This window comes from Pengzhenrongella sp. (genome assembly GCF_036565025.1).
In the GTDB taxonomy this organism is placed as follows: domain Bacteria; phylum Actinomycetota; class Actinomycetes; order Actinomycetales; family Cellulomonadaceae; genus Pengzhenrongella.
Genome location: NZ_DATCNW010000047.1, coordinates 1 through 5,223 on the forward strand (window position 1 = coordinate 1; position 5,223 = coordinate 5,223).

Annotated in this window: 6 protein-coding genes; 4 read left to right on the plus strand and 2 right to left on the minus strand. The window is 71.8% G+C overall.

What is annotated here, in order from left to right:
* Window positions 1-44: 44 nt before the first annotated feature.
* The gene (locus VIM26_RS02380; RefSeq protein WP_331948718.1) at window positions 45-509 is read right to left on the minus strand and encodes a hypothetical protein; all 465 of its coding nucleotides are present in this window, start codon (window positions 507-509) and stop codon (window positions 45-47) included.
* A 222-nt stretch (window positions 510-731) separates the two neighbouring features.
* Here VIM26_RS02380 and VIM26_RS02385 point away from each other — a divergent pair, with 222 nt between their 5' ends.
* From VIM26_RS02385 to VIM26_RS02400, 4 genes are all read left to right on the plus strand, one after another.
* Complete coding sequence (locus VIM26_RS02385) at window positions 732-1,409, plus strand: hypothetical protein (protein ID WP_331948719.1); 678 nt, start codon at window positions 732-734, stop codon at window positions 1,407-1,409.
* Window positions 1,410-1,475: 66 nt separating this feature from the next.
* A complete protein-coding gene (locus VIM26_RS02390) occupies window positions 1,476-3,023 on the plus strand; it encodes a DNA polymerase Y family protein (protein WP_331948720.1) in 1,548 nt (515 codons plus the stop codon).
* Window positions 3,024-3,063: 40 nt separating this feature from the next.
* Window positions 3,064-3,324: a type II toxin-antitoxin system prevent-host-death family antitoxin gene (locus VIM26_RS02395; protein WP_331948721.1), complete on the plus strand. Its 261-nt coding sequence runs from the start codon at window positions 3,064-3,066 to the stop codon at window positions 3,322-3,324.
* Entirely contained in the window at window positions 3,321-3,728 is a 408-nt protein-coding gene (locus tag VIM26_RS02400) for a type II toxin-antitoxin system VapC family toxin (protein WP_331948722.1), read from the plus strand. The genes VIM26_RS02395 and VIM26_RS02400 overlap by 4 nt, the downstream gene beginning before the upstream one ends.
* A gap of 161 nt (window positions 3,729-3,889) precedes the next feature.
* Here the strand turns inward: VIM26_RS02400 and VIM26_RS02405 are convergent.
* A partial coding sequence (locus VIM26_RS02405) for an IS701 family transposase (RefSeq protein WP_331948723.1) occupies window positions 3,890-5,223 on the minus strand: 1,334 nt, incomplete at its 5' end.

A 5,223-nucleotide genomic window follows, 5' to 3' on the forward strand; every position in this document is an offset into this window, starting at 1 on the left:
ACTGCGACCTGGACCTCGAACTCGCCGAGTAGCTCGGACGTGTCCTAGTCGCCGCCGCCGATGTCGGTCTGGTAGGCCTCGTAGATCAGGTCGGCGCCGCGCTGACGGTGCCTGACCAGCCGGCTGAGCAGGTTCGTGCCCCGGTCGCGCACGATATCGACGTCCTGCGCGGTGACCGGTGGCTCGGTTCCCGCGACGAGGTCAGCGATCTCGCCGGCGATGGGGATGTGGTCGGCTGCGAGCGCGCTGACGGCGTTGGCCAGGCGCAGGTCGCCGGCCAGGATCGCGTGGTGCAGACCGTCCGGGCCTTCGGTGACGTCGATGTGCTCGCGGAAGTCCTCGGCCATCTCGACCAGGATGGTGTGCACGTGTTCGCCCCAAACGACTGCGCGGCCCGAGGCGGGGGCGGCCAGCGATCGTTCGAGGCGGCTGAGGGCTTCACGCAGCTCGGCGCGGCGGACTCGTACGGCGTCGAGCTCAGCCTTGACAGTGGTGACGGTCGGTTCCATCGGTGCCTCCCGAGGTCCCCACCCATATTGCCTCCGCGAGGCGCCAGTCGTCCAGACCTGAGTGTTGTCCGGGCGCGCCGAGCCCGCTTCGGTGAGCTGTGATCATCTAGGAGTTGCGGTCGATATACAGCCACAAGTCCCACTTGACCAAGGCCGTTAACCCTCTGTCGGACACTCCGGACACCAGTTGACTAAGTCGAACAGGTGTTCGATGATGGGTACATGCTCGACGTGGCGATCCGCAAGGCCGACGGCTCCACTGCCGTCGATCTGGGCCGCCGCGCCACTCCCCCGCTGCCAGTAGCCCCGGCACTCGTCTCGATCCTGCCCGACGGGCTGCGGCGGGGCAGCACGGCCAGCGTCACCGGGTCGGTGTCGCTGTTGCTGGCGCTGCTCGGTGCCGCTTCGGCCGACGGCGCCTGGTGCGCGCTGGTCGGCTTCCCCCGCATCAGCGCTGAGGCGGCCGCCGAGTACGGCATCGAGCTGTCCCGGCTGGCCATCGTGGAACAGCCGGGCACCGGGTGGACGACCGCGGTGGGCGCGCTGCTCGACGCGGTCGACGTGGTAGCGGCCCGCCCGCCTGCTGGTCGGTCCGGCCTGCCGCCCGGCGACGTGCGGCGCCTGGCGGCCCGGGCCCGCAGCCGCGACGCCGTGCTCATGCCCTACCTCGTCGGCACCGACGAATGGCCCGGCGCCGACGTGCGCCTGACCGCGCGCGACGCCCACTGGACGGGCATCGGCGCCGGCACCGGGCGGCTGCGTGCCCGCCAGGTCGACGTCAGCGCCGAGGGGCGCGGGCAGGCGGCGCGCCCGCGGTCGGCCACACTCTGGCTGCCCGCCGCCGGTGGCGGGGTCAGCACCGTGCAGACCCTCGCGCCCGTCGTCAACCTGGCCGGCTAACGATGAGCGCCCACGTCCACCACGCGATGAGCGCTGCGCGAAGAGCCGCTCCCGGCGGGAAATAAGATGAGGATGGTTGCGGTCTGGTGCCCGGACTGGCCGGTCACCACCGCCCGTCTCGACGCCGGGTTATCCCCCGAAGCGCCGATCGCCGTCGTCACCGCCAACCACGTGGTGGCCTGCTCGCACCCCGCCCGCTCGGCGGGCGTGCGGCGCGGGCTGCGGCGGCGCGAGGCGCAGTCGCGCTGCCCCGACCTCGTCGTGCTGGCCCGCAACGAGGCCGCCGAGGCGCGCACTTTCGAGCCGGTGGTAGCCGTCCTCGAATCGATCGCGCCGGGCGTCGAGATCACCCGCCCCGGCCTGGCGGCGATCGGGGCACGCGGACCGACGCGCTACTTCGGCGGCGAGACCGGTGTGCTGCACGCGTTGTCGCGGGCGGTCGCTGGGCTACCCGCGATCGGCGGCGCGGACGTGCTGATCGGCATCGCCGACGGCGCGTTCGCGGCCGAGCAGGCCGCCCGCCGCGGACTGATCATCGAGGCCGGTACAACGCCTGCGTTCCTCGCCGACCTGCCCGTCGAGACGCTCGACCCGTCCGGCGCCGCGCCGCTGATCGACCTGCTGCGCCGGCTCGGGCTACTCACGCTCGGGGCCTTCGCGGCGCTGCCCGCCCGCGACGTGCTGGCCCGGTTCGGCCCGGTCGGCGCGTGGGCACACCGGCAGGCCGGCGGCCGCGACGACCGTCCGGTGTCGGGTCGGCGCCCGCCCGTCGAGTTCGCCGTCACGCTCGACCTCGAGCCGCCAGTAGACCGCGTCGACACGGTGGCATTCAGCGCACGCGGGGCAGCCGAGCAGTTCGTCACCGACCTGAGCGCGCACGGGCTGGCCTGCACCTGCCTGGAACTGCAGGCGCTGTCGGAGAACGGCGAGGAGACGGTGCGCCGCTGGCGGCACGCGGGCGTGCTGTCGACGCTCGACGTGCTCGACCGCATCCGGTGGCAGCTCGAAGGCTGGCTGTCGCGGGCCGGCCGTCCTACCGGCGGGGTATGCCGGCTGCGGCTCGTCCCGATCGAGGCGGTGCCCACCGGCGTGCACCAGCAGGCGCTGTGGGGGGGCTCGGGCGAGCAGGACGAGCGGGCCCACCGCGCGCTGGCCCGGGTGCAGACCCTGCTCGGGCACGGCTCGGTACTGACGTCGGTGCTCGACGGTGGCCGCGATCCGGGGCAACGCACCCGGCTGGTGCCATGGGGCGACGAGCCGGCGGCGGTGCGCTCGCCCGAGCAGCCGTGGCCGGGGCAGCTGCCCGCGCCCGCGCCGTCGGTGCTGCTCGACCCGCCGTGCCCGGCGCAGGTGCTCGATGACGCTGGGCGGGCGGTGGTCGTCACCCCGCGCGGTGCGGTTCCGCACCCGCCGGCCCGGTTTGCGTTCGGTGCCGAGCAGCCGGTCGTGATCGAGTCCTGGGCCGGTCCGTGGCCGGTCGACGAACGCTGGTGGAACGCGGAGTCGGCGCGGCACGTCGTGCGCTGTCAGCTCGTCGACGTCAGCGGCCGGGCCTACCTCGTCAGCTGTGCGCTACCGACCGGCCGCTGGCAGGTCGAGGCCATCTACGACTGACTGTCGGCCAATGTGCTACAGAACGGCTACACTGGTAGCCATGAGTTACGTCGCGTCGCGGGAGCTGCGCAACAACACCGCCGGCGTGCTGCGCCGGGTACAGGACGGCGAGGAAGTGATCATAACCGTGAACGGCAAGCCCGCCGCCGAGATCGTGCCGCTGCACACCCGACGACGGCGCCGAATGACGCGTGCCGAGCTGATCGACCTACTCGAGCACGGCCAAGCCGACCCGGGACTGCGCGACGATCTGCTTGCCATGGGTGACGAGGCGACCGACTACCCACAGCCAATCGTGTGACACCTCCGGTACCGGTCGGCCTACTCGACACCAGCATCTTCATCGCGCAGGAAATTGGGCGGGATCTCGATGTTTCGCGGCTGCCGACAGAACAGGAAGTCTCCGTAGTCACGCTCGCAGAACTCGAGGCCGGCGTGCTCGCAGCCCAGAACGCATCCGATCGCAATCGCCGACGCGCGACATTGGACCGCGTGACCCGACAGGATCCCCTGCTGATCGACGCCGCCGTGGCGTCCAGGTGGGCCGATCTGCGAACTCACCTCGCCAAGACCAACCGCCGGATCCCGGTCAACGACCTGTGGATTGCGGCCACCGCGGTGGCGCATCGGATCCCGCTCGTCACACACGATGACGGCTTCGACGCGCTCGACGGTGTTGCCGGCCTGGAGATCATCCGCATCTAGACGCCTGACGGGCCCGAACCACGAACCGTCCATCGAGCCCAGTCGCGATGATTGGCCCCACCGGCGACAACCACCGCGGCAGGCAGGCTCACCGCCGGCACGGCGCCCGCAGTGGGATTATCCTGACTTCCGCCAGTGGACTTTCGCAGTTCGTGGTGGAGTCAGGCGGCTCGGGCGAGCGTGTTGATGAGGGTGTCGACGATTTGTGGGATGAGTTGCTGCTGGCCGGAGATCGCGGTAATTCGCTGCCGCCACAGGGTTGCTCGTAGTTCGGCGAGCGCGTCGGGGAAGCTGGGTGTGCGCTTGGCCCGGTACCAGGGTCGGTTTGGCCAGTGCGGCGTTTCGCCGTGGGTGGGGATGTACCAGCACCAGATCGCGGTGTAGATCCAGAATGAGAGGTTGGCGACGCGTTCGGGGCCGGCGTCTTTCCAGCTCTGTGGCTGCTGGGCGCCGAGGTGTTGTTTGACGGCGCGGAAGGTGTCCTCGATGGACCAGCGGGAGGCGTACTCGGCGGCGACGTCGGCAGGCTGGGCGTTCAGGTCGGTGGTGAAGAAGAAGTCGTCGCGCTCGATCCCGGCCGGGTCGCGGACGATGACCAGTAGCACTTGGTGCTCGGGGTTGACGGCGTACCAGAGCACCGCTCGGGCGAGCAGGTCGACGTCGACGTCGCGCCCGCGTCGGTCGATGCTGGTTCGCCTCCACTGTGTTCGGGTTGCTGCGGCGGCCTGCTCGGGTGGGGTGGGCAGCCGGGCGCCCTTCTTCGCGGGTCGTCCGCGCCGGCCGGTGCGCGGTGGGGCGGGGGCGAACAGGGCGGCGTCGCGGCGCATCCGGGAGATCACGTGGGTGCGGGGCAGTCCGGCCCCGGCCAGGGTGGCGTAGGCGCCGTCACCGCACAGGGTCAGGACGCGCCCGGGCAGCCAGCCGGCGAGTTCGGTGATCATCTGCTCGACGAGCTGCGCGTGGGTCGCCCCGCCCTTGCGGAACAGGCGGACGTTGACCGGCAGACCCAGTGGCTCACCGCCCCACGGGGCGCGCACCCGCAGGGTGATCACGACGAGGTTCAGCCCGTGGGCGTAGACGATGCGGGCACCGGTGGAGCGCACCGCGTCACGGAAACTGCCGGCGCCGTCGACCTTGCGGCCGGACTTGTGCAGCAGGGTGTCATCGACCTGCAGCGGGACGGGCCCGTCGGGTGCGAGGCGGTTCACCGCGAGCACGGCCAGCCTGTGCCAGAGCCGGGCCGTGCTCCACACCCCGGCTCGGATCAGGCGGTGGTAGGCGTCGTGCGCGCCCCGGCGGCCCGGGTCGATCAGGGTGAGCATGCCGGTGATGGTGCGCCGGGCCGGGCAGCACACCCAGGCCTCGACCAGGTCGGCGAACAAGGCCCACGACGGTGCGGTGAACACCCCGTCGGCGCAGCCCAGCACGCCCCGCCAGGCCGTCACGGCCGTGCTCACCGGCCACGCCGGGGACCGGCCCGGCGTGCCCGCAACGA